Source organism: Nocardia brasiliensis ATCC 700358 (genome assembly GCF_000250675.2).
In the GTDB taxonomy this organism is placed as follows: domain Bacteria; phylum Actinomycetota; class Actinomycetes; order Mycobacteriales; family Mycobacteriaceae; genus Nocardia; species Nocardia brasiliensis_B.
Genome location: NC_018681.1, coordinates 1621185 through 1645991 on the forward strand (window position 1 = coordinate 1621185; position 24807 = coordinate 1645991).

At 67.6% G+C, this 24807-nt stretch carries 26 protein-coding genes; 17 read left to right on the forward strand and 9 right to left on the reverse strand.

Going from position 1 to position 24807, the window contains the following annotated elements; genetic code table 11:
• Positions 1-32 precede the first annotated feature (32 nt).
• Positions 33-854 carry an MIP/aquaporin family protein gene (locus tag O3I_RS07200; RefSeq protein ID WP_014982241.1) on the reverse strand — a complete coding sequence of 274 codons (822 nt, stop codon included), beginning with the start codon at positions 852-854 and terminating at the stop codon, positions 33-35.
• A gap of 251 nt (positions 855-1105) precedes the next feature.
• Between O3I_RS07200 and O3I_RS07205 the strand changes: the two genes are divergently transcribed.
• Together O3I_RS07205 and glpK are read left to right on the forward strand one after the other, a co-directional pair.
• Positions 1106-1870 (forward strand): IclR family transcriptional regulator, encoded by a 765-nt coding sequence (locus tag O3I_RS07205; protein ID WP_014982242.1) that lies wholly within the window; start codon positions 1106-1108, stop codon positions 1868-1870.
• A 30-nt stretch (positions 1871-1900) separates the two neighbouring features.
• Entirely contained in the window at positions 1901-3433 is a 1533-nt protein-coding gene (gene glpK, locus O3I_RS07210) for a glycerol kinase GlpK (protein WP_014982243.1), read from the forward strand.
• Here the strand turns inward: glpK and O3I_RS07215 are convergent, their stop codons facing one another.
• Positions 3434-4741, reverse strand: a complete 1308-nt coding sequence (locus O3I_RS07215) for a fatty acid desaturase family protein (protein ID WP_014982244.1) — start codon at positions 4739-4741, stop codon at positions 3434-3436. It lies immediately after the preceding gene.
• 330 nt (positions 4742-5071) lie between these two features.
• On the opposite strand from O3I_RS07215, the gene O3I_RS45400 reads away from it, so the two are divergent.
• From O3I_RS45400 to O3I_RS07245, 7 genes are all read left to right on the forward strand, one after another.
• A complete protein-coding gene (locus O3I_RS45400) occupies positions 5072-5239 on the forward strand; it encodes a hypothetical protein (RefSeq protein ID WP_167829108.1) in 168 nt (55 codons plus the stop codon).
• A gap of 205 nt (positions 5240-5444) precedes the next feature.
• Complete coding sequence (locus tag O3I_RS07220) at positions 5445-6632, forward strand: lipid-transfer protein (RefSeq protein WP_014982245.1); 1188 nt, start codon at positions 5445-5447, stop codon at positions 6630-6632.
• A 4-nt stretch (positions 6633-6636) separates the two neighbouring features.
• Positions 6637-7098, forward strand: a complete 462-nt coding sequence (locus O3I_RS07225; RefSeq protein WP_014982246.1) for a MaoC family dehydratase N-terminal domain-containing protein — start codon at positions 6637-6639, stop codon at positions 7096-7098.
• Positions 7095-7505 (forward strand): MaoC/PaaZ C-terminal domain-containing protein, encoded by a 411-nt coding sequence (locus O3I_RS07230; protein ID WP_014982247.1) that lies wholly within the window; start codon positions 7095-7097, stop codon positions 7503-7505. The genes O3I_RS07225 and O3I_RS07230 overlap by 4 nt, the downstream gene beginning before the upstream one ends.
• 15 nt (positions 7506-7520) lie before the next feature.
• Positions 7521-8351 (forward strand): SDR family NAD(P)-dependent oxidoreductase, encoded by an 831-nt coding sequence (locus tag O3I_RS07235; RefSeq protein WP_014982248.1) that lies wholly within the window; start codon positions 7521-7523, stop codon positions 8349-8351.
• 7 nt (positions 8352-8358) lie between these two features.
• Positions 8359-9906, forward strand: a complete 1548-nt coding sequence (locus O3I_RS07240; protein ID WP_014982249.1) for a long-chain-fatty-acid--CoA ligase — start codon at positions 8359-8361, stop codon at positions 9904-9906.
• A gap of 14 nt (positions 9907-9920) precedes the next feature.
• Positions 9921-11117 (forward strand): TetR/AcrR family transcriptional regulator, encoded by a 1197-nt coding sequence (locus O3I_RS07245; protein WP_014982250.1) that lies wholly within the window; start codon positions 9921-9923, stop codon positions 11115-11117.
• Position 11118: 1 nt separating this feature from the next.
• Here O3I_RS07245 and O3I_RS45405 read toward each other — a convergent pair whose 3' ends face one another.
• Positions 11119-11283, reverse strand: a complete 165-nt coding sequence (locus O3I_RS45405) for a hypothetical protein (RefSeq protein ID WP_167829109.1) — start codon at positions 11281-11283, stop codon at positions 11119-11121.
• A 255-nt stretch (positions 11284-11538) separates the two neighbouring features.
• Positions 11539-11961 (reverse strand): PPOX class F420-dependent oxidoreductase, encoded by a 423-nt coding sequence (locus O3I_RS07250; RefSeq protein WP_014982251.1) that lies wholly within the window; start codon positions 11959-11961, stop codon positions 11539-11541.
• Between the two features lie 58 nt (positions 11962-12019).
• Here O3I_RS07250 and O3I_RS07255 point away from each other — a divergent pair, with 58 nt between their 5' ends.
• Both O3I_RS07255 and O3I_RS45410 read left to right on the forward strand, forming a co-directional pair.
• Positions 12020-12859 (forward strand): DUF72 domain-containing protein, encoded by an 840-nt coding sequence (locus O3I_RS07255; protein ID WP_041562463.1) that lies wholly within the window; start codon positions 12020-12022, stop codon positions 12857-12859.
• 132 nt (positions 12860-12991) lie between these two features.
• The gene (locus O3I_RS45410) at positions 12992-13147 is read left to right on the forward strand and encodes a hypothetical protein (protein WP_167829110.1); all 156 of its coding nucleotides are present in this window, start codon (positions 12992-12994) and stop codon (positions 13145-13147) included.
• A gap of 39 nt (positions 13148-13186) precedes the next feature.
• Here the strand turns inward: O3I_RS45410 and O3I_RS42440 are convergent, their stop codons facing one another.
• Both O3I_RS42440 and O3I_RS07270 read right to left on the reverse strand, forming a co-directional pair.
• A complete protein-coding gene (locus O3I_RS42440) occupies positions 13187-13678 on the reverse strand; it encodes a DUF4254 domain-containing protein (RefSeq protein ID WP_424769577.1) in 492 nt (163 codons plus the stop codon).
• 396 nt (positions 13679-14074) lie between these two features.
• Positions 14075-15019 (reverse strand): glycoside hydrolase, encoded by a 945-nt coding sequence (locus tag O3I_RS07270; RefSeq protein WP_014982254.1) that lies wholly within the window; start codon positions 15017-15019, stop codon positions 14075-14077.
• Between the two features lie 1015 nt (positions 15020-16034).
• On the opposite strand from O3I_RS07270, the gene O3I_RS07280 reads away from it, so the two are divergent.
• Both O3I_RS07280 and O3I_RS07285 read left to right on the forward strand, forming a co-directional pair.
• The gene (locus O3I_RS07280) at positions 16035-16523 is read left to right on the forward strand and encodes a hypothetical protein (protein WP_041562466.1); all 489 of its coding nucleotides are present in this window, start codon (positions 16035-16037) and stop codon (positions 16521-16523) included.
• An 82-nt stretch (positions 16524-16605) separates the two neighbouring features.
• Entirely contained in the window at positions 16606-17937 is a 1332-nt protein-coding gene (locus O3I_RS07285; protein ID WP_014982256.1) for a family 1 glycosylhydrolase, read from the forward strand.
• A gap of 71 nt (positions 17938-18008) precedes the next feature.
• Here O3I_RS07285 and O3I_RS07290 read toward each other — a convergent pair whose 3' ends face one another.
• Complete coding sequence (locus O3I_RS07290; RefSeq protein ID WP_063632234.1) at positions 18009-18527, reverse strand: L,D-transpeptidase; 519 nt, start codon at positions 18525-18527, stop codon at positions 18009-18011.
• A 168-nt stretch (positions 18528-18695) separates the two neighbouring features.
• A complete protein-coding gene (locus tag O3I_RS07295) occupies positions 18696-20138 on the reverse strand; it encodes an AIM24 family protein (protein WP_041562467.1) in 1443 nt (480 codons plus the stop codon).
• Between the two features lie 147 nt (positions 20139-20285).
• On the opposite strand from O3I_RS07295, the gene O3I_RS07300 reads away from it, so the two are divergent.
• From O3I_RS07300 to O3I_RS07315, 4 genes are all read left to right on the forward strand, one after another.
• Positions 20286-22031 (forward strand): N-acyl-D-amino-acid deacylase family protein, encoded by a 1746-nt coding sequence (locus O3I_RS07300; protein WP_014982259.1) that lies wholly within the window; start codon positions 20286-20288, stop codon positions 22029-22031.
• Positions 22028-22675, forward strand: a complete 648-nt coding sequence (locus O3I_RS07305; RefSeq protein WP_014982260.1) for a TetR/AcrR family transcriptional regulator — start codon at positions 22028-22030, stop codon at positions 22673-22675. The genes O3I_RS07300 and O3I_RS07305 overlap by 4 nt, the downstream gene beginning before the upstream one ends.
• A 95-nt stretch (positions 22676-22770) precedes the next feature.
• Positions 22771-22950: a hypothetical protein gene (locus tag O3I_RS07310; protein ID WP_041562468.1), complete on the forward strand. Its 180-nt coding sequence runs from the start codon at positions 22771-22773 to the stop codon at positions 22948-22950.
• Between the two features lie 42 nt (positions 22951-22992).
• Positions 22993-23775: a crotonase/enoyl-CoA hydratase family protein gene (locus tag O3I_RS07315; RefSeq protein WP_014982261.1), complete on the forward strand. Its 783-nt coding sequence runs from the start codon at positions 22993-22995 to the stop codon at positions 23773-23775.
• Here O3I_RS07315 and O3I_RS07320 read toward each other — a convergent pair.
• Positions 23762-24727 (reverse strand): sensor histidine kinase, encoded by a 966-nt coding sequence (locus O3I_RS07320; protein ID WP_041563482.1) that lies wholly within the window; start codon positions 24725-24727, stop codon positions 23762-23764. The genes O3I_RS07315 and O3I_RS07320 overlap by 14 nt on opposite strands.
• Positions 24728-24807 lie beyond the last annotated feature (80 nt).

The following is a 24807-nucleotide window of genomic DNA, read 5'->3' on the forward strand; positions in this document are numbered from 1 at the left end:
TTTCGGGGAAAGCTGTGGAAAGAGAAAGGTATTCAGAAAAGGACCTGTGCGGCCAGACCCGCGAGCACGCCGCCCAGCAGTGGGCCGACGACGGGCACCCAGGCATAACCCCAGTCGGAGTTCTTGCGGCCCGGCAGATCGGTGGGGCCCGGATCGGCCCTGAGCTCGGCCGAGCCGCCGCCGACGGTGGCGGGCTCGCGCACCGGCCGGACCGCGGCGCCCTTGTTCACCGGCAGCAGCGCGTGCGCCAGCCGCGGTCCGAGGTCGCGCGCCGGGTTGATGGCGTAGCCGGTGGGCCCGCCCAGCGAGGCGCCGATGCCGACCACCAGCAGCGCGGCGGCGAGCGGGCCGAGGCCGGTGGCGGTGTGGCCCATGGCCAGCAGCACCAGCACGAGCGCGAAGGTGGCGATCACCTCGGTGGCGAAGTTCCAGGACAGCCCGCGGATCGCGGGGCCGGTGGCGAAGACGCCCAGCTTCTTCTCGTCGTCGGTTTCCTCGTCGAAGTGCCGCTTGTACGCGACGTAGGCGAGGTTCGCGCCGACGAAGGCGCCGGCCAACTGGCCGAGGATGTAGGCGAGGGTGGTGGCGACGGTGATCTCGACACCGGCCGTGTATTCGTCCGCGCCGCTGGCCAGCACGCCGATCGTGTACGCAGGGTTCAGGTGACCGCCCGTTTTGTAGGCGACGTAGACACCGGCGAGGACGCCCAGACCCCACCCGAAGTTGATCAACAGCCAGCCGCCGTCGAAGCCCTTGGATTTGGTCAGCAATACGTTCGCGACTACGCCGACACCGAGTAAGACCAGCATCCCAGTGCCGAGTGCCTCACTCAGGAAGATCGAGCCGAAGTTCATCGTTGAGTCTCCGTTCGCCCGTGGTCGCCCCACGCGACCCTGCGCATCGAGACGTTACGACTCGGCCGCGAACCCGGACATAGCGCCCGTTCGACAATGCCGAACGGTGAGCCTGGCTGCCCCCAGCTGCTGCCGCTAGTGTCGGGCGGCCGAGGAAGCGGGCATGACGCACGTCACACTGAGCGCCGGGAGTGTTGCTGTTTGTTCACCGTATGTTCGACATTGTCGAATCCGGCCGCTAGTTTCGGGGCATGCCCGGACCGATTCAGTCGATCGAGCGAGCGGCGGCCATCCTGCGCCTGCTCGCCCGCGGTGCGGGCCGGCTCGGCGTCGGCGAAATCGCGGGCGCGCTCGGTCTCGCCAAACCCACCGCGCACGGCATCCTGCGCACACTGCAAGGCGTCGGTTTCGTCGAACAAGATCCGGCGACCGGCAAGTACCAGCTCGGTGCGGCCCTCGTGCACCTCGGCACCAGCTATCTGGATGCCAACGAGCTACGTTCGCGCGCTATCAATTGGGCGGATGCGCTGGCGGCGCGCACCGGCGAAGCCGTACGCATCGGCGCACCGGTCGACGGCAGCGTGGTGGTGGTGCACCACGTCTTTCGCCCGGACAACTCCGAACAGGCGCTCGAACTCGGCGAATTACTCCCGCCGCACGCGACCGCCCTCGGCAAGGTGCTGCTCGCCTACGACGCCGATCTCCTGGCGGACATGCGCGGCACCGACCTGCCCTCGCTCACCAGGCGCACGATCGTCGACCGCACGGTCCTCACCCGTACGCTCGCCGCGGTCCGGCAGGCGGGCTGGGCGGGCGATACCGAGGAATACCGGCCGGGCGAGGCGGGCATCGCGGCGCCGATCCGCGCGCACGGCGGGCTCGTGGTGGGCGCCATCGGCATCAGCGGACCGGTCGACCGGCTCTGCGACGCGCAATTACGACACCGGGCCGCCCTGGTCGGGCAGGTACGCGACGCCGCACATGCGGTCTCGCGGGATCTGGGCGGCGGACACTGACCCACTGACTCATCGCAGGAGAGGACGCGGATGACCCAACGTTTCGTGCTGGCGATCGATCAGGGCACCACCTCCACCAGGTGCATCCTGTTCGATCAGCGCGCTCGCCTGGTCGGCGTCGCGCAACGCGAGCACAAGCAGCACTATCCGCGGCCCGGCTGGATCGAGCAGGACGCGATGGAGATCTGGCGCAATGTCGACCGGATCGTGCCGCAGGCCCTGCGGGACTCCGGCACCGCCGCCGACCAGGTGGCCGCCCTCGGCATCGCGAATCAGCGCGAGACCACGGTGGTATGGGATCGCCGCACCGGCGCGCCGATCCGCCGGGCCATCGTCTGGCAGGACGTGCGAACCGAGGACCTGGTCCGCGAATACGAGGAAAAGCCTGGCGCACACCGCATTCGGGAGCTGTGCGGGCTGCCGCTGGCCACCTACTTCGCGGCGCCGCGGCTGCGCTGGCTGCTCGATTCCATTCCCGGGCTCCAGGAACGGGCCGAACGCGGTGAGGTGCTGTTCGGCACCATGGAGACCTGGCTGATCTGGAACCTCACCGGCGGCGTCGACGGCGGCCTGCACCTGACCGATGTCACCAACGCCAGCCGCACCCTGCTGATGAACCTCACCACGCTCACCTGGGATCCGGAGTTGCTGAGCTTCTTCGGTATTCCCGCGGCCATGCTGCCGCGGATCCAGCCTTCGACCGCCTCCTACGGGACCACCCGCCGCGTGGTGCCCGGTATCCCGATCGCCGCCGCGCTCGGTGATCAGCATGCCGCGCTGTTCGGTCAAACCTGTTTCGCGCGTGGGGAAACCAAGTGCACCTACGGCACGGGCGGTTTCCTCATGATGAACACCGGCCGCGAACTGGTGCAGTCCTCGCACGGTCTGCTCACCACCATCGGCTACCAGATCGGCGACGAGAAGCCGGTGTACGCGCTGGAGGGGCCGATCGCGGTGACCGGCTCGCTGGTGCAGTGGGTACGCGACAACCTCGGCCTGGTCACCAGTGCGCCGGAAATCGAAACCCTCGCCCGCACAGTGCAGGACAACGGCGGATGTTACATCGTGCCCGCCTTCTCCGGGCTGTACGCGCCGCACTGGCGCAGTGACGCGCGCGGTCTCATCGCCGGTCTCACGTCCTATATCACCAAGGGCCACATCGCGCGTGCCGTGCTGGAGGCGACGGCGTGGCAGACCCGTGAGGTGGTCGACGCGATGAACGCCGACTCCGGTTTACAAGCCCGCGCCCTGCGCGTCGACGGCGGCATGACCTCGGACAACCTGCTCATGCAAATCGTGGCCGACGTGCTGGATCTGCCCGTCATGCGCCCGTTCGTCGCCGAAACCGTTTCGCTCGGAGCCGCTTACGCCGCCGGTCTGGCCGTCGGCTACTGGCCGGACCTGGAGGGCCTGCGCAACAATTGGCGCCTGGCCGCCCAGTGGGTACCTCAAATGGACCCGTTGCACCGCGCCGACGAGTACGAGAACTGGCAGCGCGCAGTGCAATTGACTTTCGGCTGGCTCCGTTCGAAGCGCCGCCGCGACGAGGCGCGAACGCCATGATCACCCGGCGGCGACCGGCCTGCGCAGCGAACCGGCGATATTCGACCTGATCCGGGCCGCGGCCCGGCGTAATCCGTTGCCTTCGAAGCCCGCTTCGAGTTCGAGGCGGAGCCGCGCATGGTGCAGCGCGGTGCGCAAGCCGGTGGTCACATCGGCGAGCTCGGCGACCGCCTGCGCGGCGCCGGTCTGGAACTTCTTCTCGGACGCGGTTTCCGGCGCATCGTCGGAGGTGGCGATCAGCCAGCGGTCCGGCACCGCGAGCTTGTGTATTGTCCGCATGGTCAGCAGGTACTGCCGCAGCAGCGAGCCGCTGGTATAGGGCAGGTCGTACTTGTCGCAGAGGGCGCGAACCCGGGTGGCGACCTCCGCGTAGCGATTGCTCGGCAGATCGGGGAACAGGTGGTGTTCGATCTGGTAGCAGAGGTTCCCACTGGCGAAGGCGAGCGCCGGTCCCGCGTCGAAGTTCGCGGTGCCGAGCATCTGCCGCAGATACCATTCGGATTTGGTCTCACCGGTCAGCGCGGCGGGCGTGAATTTCTCCGCGCCGTCCGGGAAGTGCCCGCAGAAGATCACCACGTAGGCCCAGGCGTTACGCAGGACGTTGGCGGCGACGTTCGCGGTGAGCGCACGCCGCCAGCGTTTTCCGCTCAACGCGGGGAACAGGACGTAGTCCTTGACCGCCTGACGTCCGATTTTGCGTAGAAAAGCCTTTGTCAGCGCGGCTTTCTCGGCTTTGGTCTCGACCCGGTCGCGATCCGCGTACAGGCCGTGTAGGCCGATGCCCCATTCGAAAGTGGTAGCCAGGATCAGGTTTTGCAGCGGCTGCAACAGATGCTCGCGCTTCCACTCCTGGTCTCTGGTCACCCGCATCACGCCGAATCCGATGTCGTCGTCCATGTCGATGACGTTGGTGTAGACGTGATGGCGGAAGTTGTGTGAGTATCTCCACTGGGCGGACAGCCCGACCATGTCCCATTCCCAACTGGTGGAATGGATTTCGGGATCGTTCATCCAATCCCATTGGCCGTGTGAGACATTGTGGCCGATTTCCATGTTCTCGATGCTCTTGGCGGCGGCCAGCGACACCGTGCCGAGCAACCACGTCGTCCGGTTCCGGTTGACCGCGATCAGCAGGCGGGCCGCGATGTCCAAGGCGCGCTGGAAGCGGATGGTGCGCCGAATATAGGCCGCGTCGCGGCTGCCGAGCGATTCGCTGGTGTCCCGGTGGATCGTGTCGAGCTCGGCGCCGAGCGACTCGATGTCCGCCCTGCTCAGATGCGAGTACACGGCAATATCGGTGATGGCCATAGGTCCTTCTCGGCTGGATCGCTGCCCAGCGCGGAGACGCCGGATCGGCCGCCGACGCGGGTCTCGATCGGCGGTGCTCGGAACTCGAGCTGGGGCGGTCGGCGATTGAGAGCCGACGTCGATGATTCCTGCTTCGACGCTACCACTGCCGCGGCGACGGTAGCCGCAACAGCAGACGGACGCGAGACCAACGGCACGTGGCCGCCGCGAATCACGCGTTCCGGCAGGGGAATTTCGACACCACGGTGGGGATCATGCGAGGTTCTGGGTGCGGAGAGGGTTGAATAGAGGGGATCGGCTATTGGCGGCCGATCGGAGGAGGCTCGACGAATGAGTCAGGAAAGCGGGCAAGGGTCGGGGCTGTTCAGCCACGACACCATTCCCATCCAGGTGTACAAGCCTGCCGAGAGCAGTGAAGTACATCATCAGCCGGTGTTCAGTAGGGCCGAGGACGGCTCCGGTTCTGTTGTCGGGGAGGTCGCTCCGCCGCACGCCTGACGCCGGACATGACGCGCGAGCCCCCGCACCTCCGAAGGAGATGCGGGGGCTCGAGCCGTTTCCTGAGGGGTTTCTTCCGTTTAAGTGAATTTTCGATAGTGCGCTATACGTCGCTGACCAGGCAGTTTTGGCGATTTACTGGAAGCTCTTCGCACTATGTTGTTCAATAAGTGAACAGTCGCTAGTCAATGTTGATGGGACGGACATGAGCAGACGTGCAGTCGTGGCGGGCGTGGGAATGATCCCGTTCACCACCCCGAGCCGCAGCGAGACCTACGACGTCATGGGCACCAGAGCGGCGCGGGCCGCACTGCTCGACGCCGACCTCGACTACTCCCGGATCCAGCAGGCCTACGCCGGCTACGTCTACGGCGATTCGACCTGCGGGCAGGCGGTGATCTACGGGCTCGGCCAGACCGGTATCCCGGTGATCAACGTCAACAACAACTGCTCGACGGGTTCGTCGGCGCTGTTCCTCGCCCGCCAGGCGGTCGAGTCCGGCGCGGCGGACGCGGTGCTGGCGGTGGGCTTCGAACAGATGCAGCGCGGTGCGCTCGCGCGCGGCTACGCCGACCGGCCGAGTCCGTTCGCCCGTTTCGACGAGGTGATGGACCAGATCCAGGAGCGCGACGAATCTCCTTTCGCCGCACAGATGTTCGGCGGTGCGGGGCGGACCTACGCCGAGCGCTACGGCACCGCGCCGGAGACCTTCGCGAAGATCTCGGTGAAATCGCGCAGGCATGCGGCGAACAATCCGTTCGCGGTCTTCCGCGACCCGCTGACGGTCGGTGAAGTGCTCGCCTCCCCGCACATCTACGGTCCACTGACCCGGTTGCAGTGCTGCCCGCCCACCTGTGGCGCCGCCGCGGCGGTGCTGGTCAGCGAAGATTTCGCCGAAGCCAATGGCATCGACCGCTCGGTGGTGATCCGCGCGCAGGCGATGACCACCGATTTCCCGTCCACCTTCGAGCAGCAGGATATGACGAAGATCGTCGGCTACGACATGACCAAGGCTGCGGCACACCAGGTTTACGAAGCCTCCGGTGTCGCGCCGACCGATATCCGGGTGGTCGAACTGCACGACTGCTTCACCGCCAACGAGTTGCTCACCTACGAGGCGCTCGGCCTCACGCCGGAGGGGACCGCGGAGAAGTTCGTCAACGACGGCGACAACACCTACGGCGGACGGGTGGTCACCAATCCCTCGGGCGGCCTGCTGTCCAAGGGGCATCCGCTCGGTGCGACCGGGCTCGCGCAATGTGCCGAACTGGTCTGGCAATTGCGCGGCGAGGCCGAAGGGCGTCAGGTCGCCGACGACCTGAAGATCGCGCTGCAACACAACATCGGCCTCGGCGGCGCGGCCGTGGTGACCCTGTACGAGAAGGTGAGTTGAGCGCATGCCCGTGGACCCGAACGTGATCGGCAAACAGCTGCCGCCGAGCAGCCTGACGGTGGAGGCGGGGCGACTGCGCTTCTTCGCCGAGGCGATCGGTGAGACCAATCCGATCTATACCGACCTCGCCGCCGCCCAGGCGGCGGGCTATCCGAATCTGCCGGTGCCCCCGACCTTTCTGTTCGGCATCGAGCTGGACAGCCCGGATTCGTTCGGCTGGCTCGGCGATCTCGGCGTCGACCTGCGCCGGGTGCTGCACGGCGAGCAGTCGTTCGTCTATCACAGCACCGCGGTGGCGGGCGACGTGCTGACCGCGACGCCGACCATCGGCAACGTGTACAGCAAGAAGGGCGGCGCACTGGAGTTCATCGAGAAGACCTCCACCGTGACGCGGGCCGACGGCACCCTGGTCGCCGAGCTGAAATCCGTAATCGTCGTACGTAACCCGGAGGTCACCGCGGCATGACAGGTCTCGCGTCCCTCGAGGTCGGCACCGAGCTGCCGCCGCTGCGTCTCGCGCCGATCACCCGAACCACCTTGGCGCTGTTCGCCGGTGCTTCCGGCGACCACAACCCGATCCATATCGACCTGGATGTGGCGAGGTCCGCCGGGCTCGACGACGTCTTCGCGCACGGCATGCTGTCGATGGCCTATCTGGGCAGGCTGGTCTCGGATCGGTTCGGCCCGCAGGCGATTCGCGCGTTTCGGGTGCGCTTCGCCGCGATCACGCCGGTGCACGCCCAGCCGACCGCGACCGGCAGGGTCGTCGCGATCGACGTGGTGGACGGCGAGCGCCGCGCCACCCTGGAACTGACCGTCGTCCTCGCCGACGGCACGGTCACCCTCCTCGGCGACGCCGTCGTCGCACTCTGAAAGGATTTGCAGCACATGGGAACTCTGGATGGCAAGGTCGCCATTGTGTCCGGCTCCGGGCGCGGGATCGGCCGGGAGATCGCGCTGAAGCTCGCCCGCGAGGGCGCGCGGGTGGTGGTGAACGACCTCGATCCGGAACCGGCGAAGCAAACCCTCGCCGCCATCGAAGCCGCGGGCGGGCAGGCGGTTTCGTGCGTCGGCAGTGTCACCGAGGAGGGTTTCGCCGAGCGGTTCGTGCAGACCGCGGTGGAGGAGTTCGGCGGACTGGACATCATCGTCAACAACGCCGGCTACACCTGGGATTCGGTGATCCAGAAGATGACCGACGAGCAGTGGGACGCCATCCTCGACGTGCATCTCAAGGCGCCGTTCCGGATCCTGCGGGCCGCGCAGCCGGTGATCGCCGCGGCCGCGAAGCGGGCCAAGGAGGCGGGCGAGCCGGTGCCGTGCCGCAAGGTGGTCAACATTTCCTCGCTGGCCGGCACGGGTGGCAATGCGGGACAGGCGAACTACTCCTCGGGTAAAGCCGGGATCCTCGGTCTCACCAAGGCCCTGTCCAAAGAGTGGGGTCGCTACAACGTGACCGTGAACGCGGTCGCGTTCGGCTTGATCAAGACCCGGCTTACCGAGGCGCCTGCGGGCACCGGCGGTACGATCGACGTGGCGGGCAAGGAGATCAAGGTCGGCGTCAACCCGAACCTGCTCGCCGCGATGGAGCAGATGGTGCCGCTCGGGCGCGGCGGGACGCCGGAAGAGGCGGCGGGTGCGGTCTACCTGTTCTGCATTCCGGAATCGGATTACGTCAGCGGGCAGACCCTGGTCTGCGGCGGCGGCTTCAACATCTAGGACGACGATGTATCTGACCCAATCGCTGCACCGCACGCTGCAGCAGGATCCGGATCGCGTGCTCACGGTTTTCGGTGACCGCGTGCGTACCGTTGCCGAATCCGCCGATCGCATTGCGCGATTCGCGGGCGCACTGGCCGAACTCGGTGTCCGGCGCGGCGATCGGGTCGGCATCCTCGCGCTGAACTCCGACCGCTACTACGAATACCTCTACGCGGTGCCCTGGCTCGGGGCCGCGGTCAACCCGGTGAACATTCGCTGGAGCCCGGCGGAGATCAGCTACTCGCTGCGTGAATCCGATACCAGGGTGCTACTCGTCGACGACGCGTTCGCCGCCCTGATTCCGCAACTGCGGCAAGAGTTTCCGGGCCTCACGACGGTGATCTTCTGCGGTGACGGCCCGACGCCCGACTTCGCGCTGAACTATGAGACGCTGGTCGCCGACCACGAGCCCGTCGCGGACACCAGAACCGGTGGCGACGAGCTGGCCGGTGTCTTCTACACCGGCGGCACCACCGGGCACCCGAAAGGGGTCATGCTCAGTCACGACAACATGATCATCTCCGCGCTCGGCAGCTGTGCCGTAGGAGATTTCGTCACCCCGTACGGCACGGTGCTGCACGTGGCGCCGATGTTCCACCTCGCGGATATCGCCATGTGGGTCGCGGGCAACCTGGTGAACGCGTCGCACGTCTTCGTGCCGATGTTCACACCGGGCGGCGTGCTGCAGGCGATCGGTGCGCACGGCGTCACCAATATGTTGCTGGTGCCGACCATGATTCAGCTGCTGGTCGACGATCCGGCCGTCGCGGATTTCGACCTCAGCGGTGTCCGTACGGTCACCTACGGCGCTTCGCCGATCTCGGAGGCAGTACTCGGCCGCGCCCGCAAGGTCTTTCCAATGGCGGGGTTCACCCAGGCCTACGGCATGACCGAGCTGGCCCCCGTCGCGACGCTGCTGGGGCCGGCCGAGCACGACGACCCGGTGCTGCGGCGCTCGGCGGGGCGGGCGACGCCGCACGTCGAGGTCCGCATCGTCGATGCCGACGACAACGAGGTCCCGCGCGGCGAGGTCGGCGAGGTGGTCGTGCGCGGCGACAACGTCATGCTCGGCTACTGGAATCGGCCCGAGGACACCGCGGCCGCGGTCCGGGACGGCTGGATGCACACCGGCGACGGCGGCCGGATGGACGAGCACGGCTACGTCTTCATCGTGGACCGGCTCAAGGACATGATCATCACCGGCGGGGAGAACGTCTACTCCGCCGAGGTCGAGAACGCCTTGGCCGCGCACGCCGCCGTCGCCTCGTGCGCGGTGATCGGCGTGCCGGACGACGAGTGGGGTGAGCGGGTACACGCCGTCGTCGTGCTGCTGCCCGGCGCGCAGGCGGCGGAAGAGGAGTTGCGCGCGCACTGCAAATCGCTGATCGCGGGGTACAAGGCGCCACGCACCGTGGAGTTCGCCGAGGCTTTGCCGGTCTCGGGTGCCGGTAAGATTCTCAAGCGCGAACTGCGCAGGAAGTATTGGGATCCGGACGCGAGCCAAGTGTCCTGAGGGAGCGAAATCGTATGGTGAGCGGGCCGGACCTGGTCCGTCCGGCGCGCGGCACCAGGCCGGCGAACCGGCGTGCACTGATCGTCGCCGCTGCCGCGGATCTGTTCTGCCGCAACGGATACGCCGATGTCGGGATGGGCGATGTGGCCGCGGCCGTGGCGATCGGGCCGTCCGCGCTGTACCGACATTTCCGCGGTAAACAGAGCTTGCTGGCCACCGTGGTGGGGGAGGCGCTGACCGCGTTCGCCGATGCGGTCGACGCCGCGGCGGCGCAGCCGGACGAGATCGGCGCCACACTCGCGGCGACCATGCTGGCCCGCCGCGAGGTCGGCGTGCTGTGGCGGCGCGAGGCGCGTCACCTGTCCGTCGACGATCGCGCCGAATTCCGGGCCACCGCGCGCCGGATCGGTACCCGCCTCGCCGAGCTCATCGCCGCCCGCCGCCCCGAGCTGACCCCCGCGGCCGCGGATCTGCTCGCCTGGTCCGCGCTGGCGGTCGCGAACAGTGTCTCGTTCCACAACCTTTCGCTGCCCGAACCCGAATTCGGCACGCTGCTGGGCGAACTCGTCGACGCGGTGGTCCATGCGCCGCCGCCGGTATTCGGCGAGCTTCGTGATCGCGAGCGTGCTCTCGCGCCGCTCGCTGCGCTGGACCGCCGGGAAGCGATTCTCACCGAGGCGACGAAGCTGTTCGCGGCACGCGGTTTCGTGAGTGTCCGGATGGACGAGATCGGCGCGGCCGTCGGCATCGCGGGCCCCAGCGTCTACAACCATTTTCCGGGCAAGGCCGATATCCTGCTCGCGGCCATCGTGCGCGGGGACGAATGGCTGCGCCGCGATCTGCACCGGGCGCTGGCGCAGGCCACCGGCCCGCGTGACGCGCTCGAACGACTGCTCGCGAGCTACAGCGCTTTCGTATTCGAGAACCCGCATCTGATGCAGACGCTCGTCTCGGAGGCCCGGCATCTGCCCGAGGCCGACCGCAGGCGTGCGAAGGCGGCACAGCGGGCCTACATCGCCGAGTGGGTGCATCTGCTCCGTCGGCTTCGGCCGGAGTGGGCGCCGATTCCCGCCCGCATCAGGGTGCAAGCGGCCCAATCGATGCTGAACGACCTGGCCTCGACCCGGCAGGTGCGGGCTTACCGCGATGTCGACGCGGTCGCGGCGGCGATCGCCGCCAAGATCCTCGGGTTGCCCGGCGCCGACCGCTGATTCAGCGGCCGCGGGCCGCGGTGCGCGAACCCGCCCCGGGTTGCATGACCTGTGCCCACCAGGAGGCCAGTGGGCTCGGATCCGGCCAGACGACAGTGGAATCGGTGTCGTCGGCGATATCGACGGATGCTTGGTTGGCGCGTGTCGAGTTGTCTTGGCGGAACACGGTCGACGATCTCCTTGGAGTCGGTACGTGCACGGGCACCCCGCGAACGCGGGGTGCCCGTAACGGCGTTGTCGAAACGCCGGGGGACCCAAGGTTGACGTTCCGTCCGAGCAGCTACCGGACCGCTGATTGCCCGGGCATCCGCGATCCACTACTCACGACACGAAACCCTCTGCCACACTGCATAATTCGAGGGGTCGGCGAGTTAATTGCCACTATAGCAATATTTTGCCGGTGCGGTGGCGTAAGTGCTCGTCAGGATGCCCAAGGGCCGATACCACCGACCTTCTCGATGCGGATCCGGGTGAGCAGGCCGGGCGGCGCGTCGGCGGGCGGGAAGTCGACACCGGGATCGGCCAGCGTCGCCGCCAGCTCCTTCAACAGTTCCGGCGCGCCGCCCTCGACGATCCGGGCGGTGCCGGTGATCGACAGGTAGGGCCGCATCAGCTCGCCCCGTTCGGCGGCCTGAATGGTCACCGCGACCCGGCCGTCGCGGCGGACATTGCGCACCTTCTTGTATTCGCCGAGATGGGCGGTGACCAGTTCGTCGCCGTCCGGAGTCGACTGCAGAGCCACCCAGACCAGGCTGACCTGCGGGCTGCCGTCGGGGTTGAGGGTGACCAGGGTGGCGTCGGCGCCGGCACCGATGAGCGCGCGAGCGGAGTCGTCGAGTTTCATGTGTTGTCCTACCTCGGGGCCGTCCCTTTCATTCCCGGCGCTGTACTACCGTCGCTGCATGCGGCTTCACGTGGGATGTGCGATGTGGACGCACGCGAATTGGCAGGACTGGCAGCCTGCCTCGGGGGACCGGCTCGCGGCGTACGCGCAGCGGTGCAACGCGGTGGAGGGCAATACGACCTTCTATGCCATACCCGCCCAGCGCACCGTGGAGTCCTGGGCCAGGCAGACCGCACCGGATTTCCGGTTCGTGGTGAAGGTGCACAAGTCGATCACCCACGAGCGCAGACTGACCGAGGCCGACGCCGAGCTGCGCACCTTCCTCGCGGCGATCGAACCGCTGGGCTCGCGCGTGCACGCGCTGTGGATCCAGCTGCCCGCCTCGTTCGCTCCGACCGACCTCGGCACGCTGGCCGGATTCCTGCGTGAGCTGCCGGGCGGGTATCGGCCGGCCGTGGAGGTCCGCCACCGCGCCTTCTTCGAGAACGAGCACGCCGCGACGCACCTCGAGCGCGTCCTCGGCCGCTTCGGCGCCGAATGGGTGACCTTCGACACCACCACGCTGTTCGACGGGCAACCGATCGGCCCCACCGAACAGGAGGCATGGTCGAAGAAGCCGCGGGTGCCGCGCCGGACCCGCGCGCTCACCGAGCATCCGATCGTCAGGTATCACGGCCGCGCCGCGATAGAACGCACCGTCGAGGGTTGGCAGCCCTGGCTCGGCACGGTGGTGCAGTGGTTGCGCGAAGGTCGTTCACCCACCGTGTTCATCCACACCCCGGACAATGCCGACGCCGTGTCGCTGGCCCGTCGCTTCCACGAGGAGGTCGCGGCGCGGGTGCCGGAATTGGCGCCGCTGCCCCAGCCCGCGCCGGTGGAACCGATGACCCTGTTCTGACGGACTGCCGGCGGAAATGAAATCCGCACCGATGCCAGGGATTTGCCGATCTTCGACAGGTGCACCGGCGACCCGGCTATATCCGGTGGTGAGGACGGGTTTGTCCGGTCCGTCGCCGGGCATAACCCGCTCATGAAACCGGAGGATGGCGCGCGCCGACTACTGGAGGAAATCTTGGCGCGGTACGAGTCTGTCGAAGAATTCATCGGATTACTCCGGGTCGATCCCCTTGTCGACACCACCGAACTGCCCCCGTTGTCCGAGTATTTCTGGACTCTCCCGACCTAGCCACCCAGGTTTTGTGGAGCAACGCGATGCGCTGCGCACCTAGCGACGTTCGATCGGGCGGGTCCGGCGCGCATCGACCTCGCGAACCAGGTCCGTCCACTCGTTCGCCAGCGCGGCCAGCCGCGACCAGGCCACGTGCACGCGCTGCTCGGCGACGTTCTCGGCGGTCATCAGCAGGTGATCGGCGAGAATCTGGGCGGCCGCCATCCGGTCGACCGCGCCGCCGAGCGAGGCGGCCGCCCGGTCCCGTGGATGCCGGGGCGCGAGCTGCTTGGCCACCCAGCCGTCGATCACCGTGACGATGTCACCACGGCGACGGTCGATTTCGGCGGCGCGCTCGGGTTGGGCGCGACGGGTGTGGTGCAACTGTGCCAACGCGCGGGCCAACTGGGTGACCAGGTGGTCGCCCGGACGGTCGCCGATCTGCAGCCGCAGCGCGGCCGACAGCTCGTGCCAGTCCGGCAGGATCGGGCGGACTCCGCCGACCTCGATCGGCAGGAAGCGCGATCGCGGTCCGTCGGCGGTCTGCACGGTCAACGGACGGGGACGCGCGGGGCGTGCCGGTGGCAAACACCACCCGCTCGAGCCTCGCCGCGTAGTGGTTGCCGCGCTGAACGAGTGCGGCGGCAGGTGTCGGGCAGCTCTCGGAAGTCCGATGGCGTGGGCAAGGTGGGCCTTCCCTGGCGACGGTCGAGGTGCACCCGACGCCGGCGACCAGCCATGTCCTCGAAGCTCGGCCGGTCGTTCTGCGCGTACCCGAGATAAGGGAGCAGAGCGCCCGGCGTCGGATGCGAGTACCAGTTTCGTCCGCTGTGCGGCCCGCCGGAAGTCTGATTCGGGTCAGAATGCACCCGGTTTGGCCGCTTCGGTTATGCCTGGGCAATCGTTCCGGCGGTACGCGTCGAAAGGTGGTGTGCGGCAGGTCGTTCAGCCGGACTCCGTGCCGTACTCGGGTAGTACCGTGAAATGCCGGACGGTGCCGGACAGGCCCGGCAGCTCCTGGGGTTCGGTCCAGGTCGTGAAGTCGTCGCGGCAGTCGCTGTAGAAATATTTGCCTTCGTCGTAGGAGTCCAAATAGATCCGCCACCCACCATCCGGGAGCGTAACCACGCATTGGCCTTCACGCGGGCTGCCCCAACCGGTCCAATCGCCGGTCTTGATCAGCGTGTACGGCCCGTGCGGCTCGGCGCCCACGGCCAGTTCGACGTATTTTGTGGTCTCGTTCTTGGTGAACGCGTAATAGCGGTGGTCGCGCCGCACGACTGTGGTGTCGATATAGCCGTAGAGCGAACAGGGTTTTCCGTCCGGTCCCGGTGTATCCACAGGGGCCGGTTCGTCCGGTGGCGGCAGGATGGACACCGGGGTGAGGTCCGTCCAGGAGCGCAGGGATCGGTCGGTGGCGGTCATCAGGTGCGGGGTGAACGAGCAGCCGTCGGACAGCGACACGAGGACATGCACTCGCCGCTGCGCGTCGATCAACCATTCCGGCGCCCACGTGGACGTCACACCCGGTATCGGAACAGTGAAGTCGTACAGGTGATTCCAGGTACGCCGGTCGGTGCTGCGCGCGAAGCCGATGGTCTGGCCCTCCCACGCGGTGGTGTAGGCGAGGTAGTAGGCGCGGTCGACGTGCCGGAAGACGGACGGGTCGCGCAGGAGCCCGGTGGGTGGTCGATAGGCGGGCCCGCGTAGCAGTTCGAAGTTCAGCGCGTCGGCGGATTCGTAGACATACAAATCGGATTCGCTCGTATCGGTGAACGCGGTCATCGTGTACCGCACGATCGGTCCGGCCGCCGCGGCCCGGTGCGGCGCGCACAGGCCGATCGGCACGGCCGCCGCCAGGGCCAGCGCGGATCTGCGACTCATCGGCATGTCTGCCACCAGAGGAATTATCCAGCGCCGAGTGCGTCGCACTCGCCGACACGCCGCAGGTGGTGAGGGTCTACCGGCCGCCTGCTTGCGCCGCGGAAATCAGCGGGACCAGCGGAAATATGTATTGCACAAGTGTCCAGTTAATGGGCTCGATAGCAATTTCGACGGTCGGTTCGTACCACAATGCGTGGTGTATTCCGAATGCAATAGTGCGTTTTCTGGCATATGCGGGGTCAGGGGATCATTCCATCCGGAATCGCCCCATAACGTCGAAAATGTGGGTAATCTGGTCGAGTCCCACGCGGTTCGGGACAGCTCCGCAGAGTGAGTCGTGGTCGCCCCTGCGGCTCACTATCGCTGTACACAGTCCGATGAGGCCCGGGTAATACTCGGGCCTCATTGGTGTGTATTCGGCGGCGGACATTTGCCGCGCGACTCTCGTGCATACCGTCGATTTATCCGACGCAGGGCTATGCCCCGCGGAATTCTTCCCATCCGGAACGATGCCGGGTTCGAACGAGCTTCGGTCCCGGCCGGTGCTGTGTATCGAATCCGCAACAATAGGGTGATTTCTTGTGTTTCGCAGATCGTGGCCGGCGCTGGGGCGCATCGATCGTGGACCTGCTCGGGGCGCGGCCGGAGCAGGCAGCGTCTTCGTAGCCCAACTACGTTCGGATGGAAAGAATTTCAGGCGACTGCGAGGGCTGCTGACGTGGGTCGATGCGATCCGTGACGGTCGGTTCGAGCGGCGCGCCCGGCGCGTCGGCTCTGGCGTTTTGTCCCGAGTGGGACTGGTGCGCTAGCCTTTCTTCCGGTCCTTCATGTTGTTCGCGTTCGGCAAATGACATCGATATGTTTCCGTCACATTCAAGACGGAATATCCCTATTTCACGTTGTTTCCTTGCGGCTGGTCCGGGGTGGCGGTGGTGGCCGTCCCGGACCGGCGTCCGACTGTCGACCGAGGAGGTTCGTTGATGACGGAATGGTCTGTGGCACCGGAGCTGGGCGGGTCCCGTTGGTAGGCAAGGTCATTCCACTGCTTTCCGGCGGTGCCGGCGCGACCGCGCTGCTGGAGCCGGACATCACCCGTGACCTGCTCGCGCAGGCGAAGGCCAGGTCGGACAGCGCGGCGAACCGAGCCGGCGCCGCGAGCGGGCGGGCGGTGAACCGAGAAAAGGTGCTCGAACACGTCGGCTCCGCGCACGGCGCCGCGCGGGCGGTGGCCACGGCGAACAGCGTCCGGGACGCCGCCTGGCATGCCTACGTCACGGCGAACCACGCCCTGAAGGTCAGTTGCTACGCGGTGGCCGCGGCCGAGGCCGTGACCCGGGTGCAGCTGGCGGCCGCGCGGGCGCTCGAGGCGGCGAAGGCGGCCGCCTTCGCCCCCGACGACGTGGCGATCGCCGATCTGGCCGCGGCCGCCGAGGAAGCCGCGGCGGCGGCCAGCAACGGCGCATACGGTGCCCCGCACATCGTGTCGATCCCACGCATCGATCGCGGCTAGCCGCGCCACGCAGGTACGCGAACTCGCCGTGCGTAGCGCACCTACGCCGAGTTCAGCTATTTCCCGGTTATATTCACGGTTTATGCGTACTTGGACTCGGCGGGCAGCGGGCGCGGTCGCGGCCTCGCTGGTGGCGCTGCTGGTGCCCGGCACGGCGGTGGCCGTGCCGCCCGGGCCCGTGGCAGGCGTGCCCGCGCTCGGACCGGATTTCCTGTGGGGCGTCGCCGCGTCCGGCTTCCAATCCGAAGGCCATGTACCGAAGAGCAACTGGACCAACTACATCGAAGACGAGGGCCTGGACCCGTACGGGAACTCGATCGATTTCTTCGACCGGTACGCCGCCGACATAGATCTCGCGAAATCGCTCGGCGTCAAGGTGTTCCGCATCGGTATCGAGTGGGCACGACTGCAACCGGCCGGACCGGACCAGTGGGACGCCGACGGTTTCGCGTTCTACGACAAGGTGGTCGCCAAGATCGTCGCGGCGGGCATGCGGCCGATGATCACCCTCGATCACTGGGTGTACCCCGGCTGGGCCTTCGACGAGGGTGGCTGGGACTCCGACGGCATGGTGGAACACTGGCTGGCCAACATGAAGAAGGTGGTCGACCGGTACGACCGGCGAGATCCCCTGTGGGTCACCATCAACGAGCCGGTCGCCTACATCATGCACGAGGTACACAAGAACGAGACCGACCAGCGGGTGATGGAGGACCGGGTCGTCGAGGCGCACAACGCGATCTACGACTACATCCACCAGAAGCGTCGTACCGCGAAGGTGACCAGCAACTTCGGCTATGTCGCGGGCGAGGACGAGCAGGCCAACGGCCAGATCATCGAAAAGATCCGGGACCGGCTCGATTACGTGGGCGTCGACTACTACTTCGCGCGCGGCGCCGCCCCGTCCAGCGTGTCCGCCCCGGCCCGGGCCATCGCGGACGCGCAGGTGATCGGCATGTGGCAGCTCCCGTTGCGGACCGAGGGCATCTACTATGCGCTGCAACGGTATTCGCGGCTGTTCCCCGGTAAACCGCTCTACGTGGTGGAGAACGGCATGCCCACCGAGGACGGCGCGCCCCGCCTGGACGGCTACACCCGCAGCGACCATCTGCGCGACACCATCTACTGGCTGCAACGGGCCAAGGCCGACGGCATGAACCTGATCGGCTACAACTACTGGAGCATCACCGACAACTACGAATGGGGCAGCTACACACCGCGATTCGGGCTCTACCAGGTGGACGTCGCGGCCGACCCCGGTCTGGCGCGCAAGCCGACGGACGCTGTCGCCACCTACACCGGGATCATCGGCGACGGCGGCGTCCCCGCCGACTACCAACCGACCCGCGAGCCCGCCCCCTGCCACGTCGTCGACTGGTACAACGGCTGCACCGACCCCGGCCCCGTCCCGTAACCGGCTGGTGGAACGAAAACGGGATGTCCGTGCTGGACATCCCGTTTCGCATCATGAATGGTGCAGGGTGGTTATTCCACGACCTGGACGACGTCGCCCGGCTCGAGGTGTCGGTACGTCGCCTCGGCGGCGTCGGGGTTCATCCGGATACAGCCGTGTGACATCGAATCGAGCGGGCCGATGTGGGTGGCGATGTCGCCGTCGAAGAAGACGGCGAATTCCATCGGAGCATTGTGCATCGTGCTCCAGAAGTGTTCCCGCTTGAAATCGACGTCGAAGATGCCGACGTGCGATTCATAGCCCGGCCTGCCGATCTCGATCGGCTTGGGACCGTAGATGGTCTTGCCGTCCTCCATCAGCCACACTTCCTTGGTCGACAGCCGCATGCACGCGCGCGTCTTCGGCGCGGTGCACGGCGCGTAGACCGGCGCGGGCGGTGGTGGCTGGATGATCGCCGGCGTGCCGATATCGGGGCCGCCGGGCCATAGCGGTTCGGCCTGCGCGGTGGCCGTCATGGCGAATCCGGCCGCCACGACCCCGGCCACCGCCACGGATCTGACCGCCCAATTCCGAAAACGCTTACTGCTCATCAAATTTCCGACCTCTCTTCGCCTTGCCGCCACACTGCGTGCCGAATGCCAGGGTGATAGGAGTACCTCGTCGCAAAAGCTCCAGAAATCCGAGGTGCTGAGATCATCGCGGACGGTGCGCACGTGGTCAATCGCGGCGCGCGAATTGTTAGCCGAACTATCCCGCTATTAGCTGAACAATCCCCCCAATGCGCCGCCGCTCTGCCCGGCCTGCTGACCGCCGCCGGTCCCGCCGAGCAGGCCGCCCGGCGGCAATTCCGAGGGCTGCACGATGACGAAGCCGCGACCCGAGAACGACAGCGTCAAACCCTCGCCGGTGCTGCGGCCGATCAGCCTGCCGAGGCCGAACGAGTCGTTGCGCTTGATCCCGGTTTGCAAGCTCGACGACCAGGCGACCGCGGCCTGCGGATCGGCGTAGGTCGGCTGATCGACATTCAGCACCACCGGCGAGCCGTGCGTGGTGATGGCGATCCGGCCGCGGCCGGTGAAGACGCAGTTGAACAGGCCCGCGTTGCTCGCGACGCCGGCTGCGCCCTGCACCCGCTGGATGTTGTAGGACAGCGAGGTATCGAACGCGAGCACGTTGGAGCCGTTGATGGTGAGTCCGTCGGAGCCGTCGAGATCGATGAGGTGCACGTCGGCGGCGCTGTCGGCGAGGAACAGATCGCCCCGGCCGGACACGTTCATCAGCGGCACGCCCTCGCCGGTGAGCCGCTGCTGGATGGCGCGGCCGATGCCGCCCGAGCCGAGCGCCTTGAACTGCATGTCGCCCTGGTAGGCGACCATCGACCCGGCCCGCGCCATGACCTCGCCGTTGACGGCGACCTTGATCATCTTGCTGCCCTGCTTCTGGATACCGACGCCGTTGACCTCGGCGTGGCTGGGGTTGAACAGATCGCTCTGCATCGGCAGTGCTCCTTGCTGAGGTGCGGGCGCGGCGGGCGGCGGATAGGCGGGCGCCGCAGGGTACTGGGGTGCGGCCGGATGCGGTGGCGGCGCGGAATATTGAGGCGGGGCCGCGTACTGGGGCGGTGCGGCGTACTGCGGTGGCGTCGCGGGCGGCGCCTGTCCGTAACCGGGTGCGGCGGTGGGCGGACTCGGTGGCGGGGCGGGCTCGTCGTCGATGTTCACGCCGAACGCGGTCGCGATACCGGCCAGGCCGTTGTCGTAGCCCTGGCCGACCGCGCGCACCTTCCAGGCGGCGCCGCGCCGGTAGATCTCCACGCAGACGACGGCCGTCTCGGTGGTGAGTCCGTCCAGCGGGAAAGTCAGTGTCCCGGAATCGGATCCGATGGTCGAGAGCAGCGTGCCCGCGCCCGCGAAGGTGGGCGGTCCGCTGCCGTCCAGGCTGGCGGTGACGACGACCCGGTCCACATCGGCGGGCAGGGCGCTGGTCTGCACGTCCACCATGTCGCCGCGGCCGCTGCCGTGCCGGTAGGTGACGCCCGGACCGACCGGCTGGTTGAAGAACACGAAGTCGGCGTCGGAACGGACCCGTCCGTCCGTGCCGAGCAGCAGCGCCGACACGTCCACGCCGGCGGCGCAGGCGACGGTGACCGTCATCCGGTCGGCGGGCGCGGGCCGGTTCTCCCCGCGAGCCAGGGCCGTCACCGCGACCCGCCCGGGTCGAATGCCATCCGATTCACGGCATCAAGTGTGTCCCGAGTTCGTCCCGTGCGCTACCACCCGCGCCGGAGCGCCGAGCGCGCTGCGCGTCCGGGCATTGACAGTTAGTGACCGATCGGTTGCAATGTTGGAGTGAGCTACGACACCATCATCAAGAGCGGCCGCTGGTTCGACGGGGCAGGCTCGGCCTCCGCTGTGCGCCATCTGGGACTCCGCGGCGACCGGGTGGTCGCAGTCTCGGCCGACCCGCTCGACGAGACCGGCTGCGGGCGGGTCGTCGACGCCGCGGGCAAGTGGGTGGTGCCCGGGATGATCGACATCCACACGCACTACGACGTCGAGGTGCTGAAGACGCCCGCACTGTCGGAGTCGGTGCGTCACGGCATCACCACGGTGCTGCTCGGGTCGTGCTCGCTGTCCACCGTGCACGTCGGCGCCACCGATGCGGGCGACCTGTTCGGCCGCGTCGAGGCCATCCCTCGCCGGCACGTCATCGAGGCGGTCGAGCAGACCAAGACCTGGCACTCGGCGCGCGAATACATCGCCGCGCTGGAGGAACTGCCGCTGGGGCCGAATATCGCCGCGATGCTCGGGCATTCCGATATCCGCACCGCATTGCTGGGCCTGGACCGGGCCACCCGCAAAGACGTGCGCCCGACCGAGGCCGAACTCGCCGCGATGGAATCGGCCTTGACCGAAGCGCTCGACGCCGGGTTCGTCGGAATGTCGGCCCAGCAACTGCTGTTCGACAAGCTCGACGGTGACACCTGCCGGTCCCGGACGCTGCCCTCGACCTACGCCAAGGCGCGAGAACGCCGTCGGCTCAACGCGATTCTGCGCAAGCGGGGGCGAATCCTGCAGGCGGGCCCCGATATCGCCTCGGTGCGCAGCATCGCCGCGATGACGCTGAGCACCCTGGGCATTTTCCGTAAGCAGTTGAAGACCACGCTGCTCTCGGCCGCGGACATCAAGGCGAATCCGGCCCTGGTGCACATCATGGGACCGCTCGCGCGCGCGTTGAACGCGCTGGGCGGCGATTTCCGCTGGCAGCACCTGCCGGTGCCGTTCGAGGTCTACGCCGACGGCATCGATCTGGTGATCTTCGAGGAATTCGGTTCCGGCGCAGCGGCATTGCACCTCGCCGATCAGGTCGAGCGCAACGCGCTGCTCCAGGACGAGACCTATCGGCGGCAATTCCGGAAGGACTACGACGCGAAATTCGGCATGCGGGTGTGGCATCGCGACTTCTTCGACGCCGAAATCGTCGCCTGCCCGGACGATTCGGTGATCGGCAAGACCTTCGGGCAGGTGGGGGTCGAGCGCGGTGGCCTGCATCCGGTCGACGCGTTCCTCGACCTGGTGCTCGAGCACGGCACCAAAGTGCGCTGGCGGACCACCATTTCCAATCACCGGCCGGAGTTCCTGGCCAAACTGGGTGCGGATCCCGGTGTGCAACTGGGCTTCTCGGATGCGGGCGCGCACCTGCGGAACATGGCGTTCTACAACTTCGGGCTGCGCTTCCTGCGCCGGGTGCACGAGGCGGAGCAGGCGGGCCGCCCGTTCCTGTCGCTCGAGCGCGCGGTGTACCGGATGACCGGTGAACTCGCGGACTGGTACGGCATCGACGCGGGGCACCTGCGCGAGGGTGATCGCGCCGATCTGGTGGTGATCGACCCGGCGCACCTGGACGCCACGCTGGACGACTACGCGGAAAGCCCCGTCGCACAGTATGACAACCTGTCCCGCATGGTGAATCGCAACGACGGCGCGGTTTCGGCCGTCTTCATCGGCGGCGAGTACGTCTTCGGCGACGGCACCGCCGCGCCTGCCCTCGGCACCCAGCGCACGGGTCGTTTCCTCAGGTCACTGGCCCGGTGAGCGAACAGCAGCGACGACCACCGGCGCTGCGCCGGACCCAGGCCGAACGGCGCGCCTCGACCATCGCCAAGCTGGTCGAGGCGACCATCGAGACCATCGCCGAAGTCGGTTACCACAACGCCTCGCTCGGCGAGATCAGCCGGCGCGCGGGTGTTTCCAAGGGAGGCATCTTCCGGCACTTCGACTCGCGTATCGACCTGGTCGTGGCGGCCGCGGAGGAGGTCGGTCGCCGGCACATGCGCGCGTTCGACAACATCCGGACCCGCGAGAATGCCGATCGCCCACTGGATGTGACGCACGTGCTGCACCGGGCGCGCAATCAGATCCGGCAGGAAACCAACACGGTCTGGTTCGAACTGCTGGTGGCCGCGCGCACCGAACCGGAACTGCGCGCTCGCCTCGCGCCGGTGACCAAGGCGCTGATCGATGATGTCGAACGCGTCGCGGTCGCCGCGCTGACGCCCGGGATGCCCGCGGATATCGCCCGCCTGCTGGTCACTTCGATTGTGCACATGTTCGACGGTGAAGCGATCTTGCGCGCCGCCTATCCGCGGCCCGAACTCGAGGACGCGCGCATCGAATACTTCTCCGGCGTCTTCCAGCACCTGATCACCGAGCACGGGCGCATCGACCCGAGTTCGTGACGCCACCGGGGGCGCTGATCAGCGCTTGTGACCCTGAGCACAAGACTGTACGACCGATCGGTCAGATTGTAGCGTGACGGTAGGACTTCCGGCCGATGTTCCAGTACAGCCCGGTGGTCGGTGTGGAGCCTGCCGAGTCGGGGCTGCCGCTCAACTTCGTGATCACAAGCTTCGACGGACGGCTGGGCGTCGACCTGATGTTGCCCACCGAACCGGACGACCGCGCCCGCGCGATCGTGGCGGCAGTGCACCGTCGACTGTCGGGCATTCGATAGGGACTATGGACTACACCATAATTCTGCGGTTGACTGGAGCCCATGGCCGACACAGTCACCGTCGAACGCGACGGACACGTCCTGCTCATCGGGCTCAATCGCCCCGATAAGCGCAACGCCTTCACGCTGGAGATGCTCGCCGAGCTGTCCCGGGCCTACGCCCTGCTCGAACGCGACGACGACCTGCGCGCCGGTGTCCTGTTCGCGCACGGTGACCACTTCACCGCGGGCCTCGACCTGGTCGACGTCGCGCCGGCCCTCGCCTCCGGCGCGATCACCTACCCCGAGGACGGTCTCGACCCGTGGCGATTGGACTATCGCTGGACCAAGCCGGTGGTCGCGGTCGCGCAGGGACGCTGCCTGACGCTGGGCATCGAGCTGCTGCTGGCCGCCGATATCCGGATCGCCGCCGCGGACGCCCGATTCAGTCAGTTGGAAGTGCGCCGCGGCATCTACCCGTTCGGCGGTGCGACGCTGCGGTTCTGGCGGGAGGCAGGCTGGGGCAACGCGATGCGCTGGGTGTTGACCGGGGCCGAATTCGATGCCGCGGAAGCGTTGCGCATCGGGCTGGTGCAACAGGTCGCGCCCGACGCGGCCGCCGCGCTCGCGGCCGCGCGGGCATTGGCCACCGAGATCGCCGAGGACTCGGCGCCGTTGGGCGTGCGGGCCATCCTCGCCTCCGCGCATCGTGCGCGGGCAGAAGGCGATGCCGCGGCCGCCGAACATCTCGTCGGTGATGTCACCGCGCTGTTCGCCACCGCGGACGGCGCGGAAGGGATTCAGTCGTTCGTCGAACGGCGGAAGGCGAACTTCATCGGCCGTTGACCGGCTCGCCGAGCCGCAGATCCACCTGCAACGTGGTGCCGTGCCCGCCGGTGTGCATGCGGACCAGGTCGGCGAGCTGGTTCACCAGCAGCAGTCCGCGCCCGCCGAACTGGAACGGCTGCGGCGGCAGGCGGCCGGCGAGGGGGTTGCTGATGTGTCCCGCGTCGCGGATCTGACAGCGCATCCGCGTGCCTTCCACCCACAGGGCGAGCGTGCCGCGGCCACCGCCGTGCACCACCGAATTGGTGGTGGTTTCACCGATCAGCAGTTCGAGGTCCACGAGGCGGTCCTCGGTCATGCCTGTGCGGCGGGCGAACTCGACCGCGCGGTGCCGGGTGCCGGTGAGCGATGCGGCGTCGAAGTCGATGACGGGCACGTCCGCGGGGGGAGCGGGCAGCGGTTCGTTGTATCGGCTGACGATGGAGTCGGGATCGTAGGCGGCACTGGAGCGTTCGCCGTCACCGTCGATCAGCGTGGGATGCGTCGCGGTGGCGTCCGCGAGCACCGCCGCGTCGAGGGCGGTGGTGTCGTACGGGCACAGGATGCTGACCTCGCGCCCCGCGAACGCGGCGTTGATCAACGCCTCGTGCTGCGCACAGGCCGGGTACTCCCACGCCGAGCGGCCCGCCCAGATCGGTTCGCCGATGATCCGCACCCGTCCGGTCGGGTAGCGATCGGCGAAGGCGCGCAATACGCCGGGAATGATGCGGCCGGGGTTGCGGCCCTCGACGGTCATGTCCATGAGTCGAACCGCGTCCGCGTCGGCGCCGAGCGCGTCCCGGATCAGTGCGAGGTTCGGGCCCGGGACCGAGGCTGCCACGGGCTCGTCCTCGGCCAGCCCCGCTCGAATGAACCCGATGGTGCCCGCCAGATACTCCTCGGCATCGCGATAGAACAGCGCCGGATGGACGAACTGCCCGGTGTTCGGCGGTCCGGCTACTGTGCTGGTCATCGGTTGGTCTACCTCGATCTCGGGCAGGAGGCCGACGCGGCCCATCTGGCTCTGCCAGTCCAGTGTCCAGGGTGCCGGGC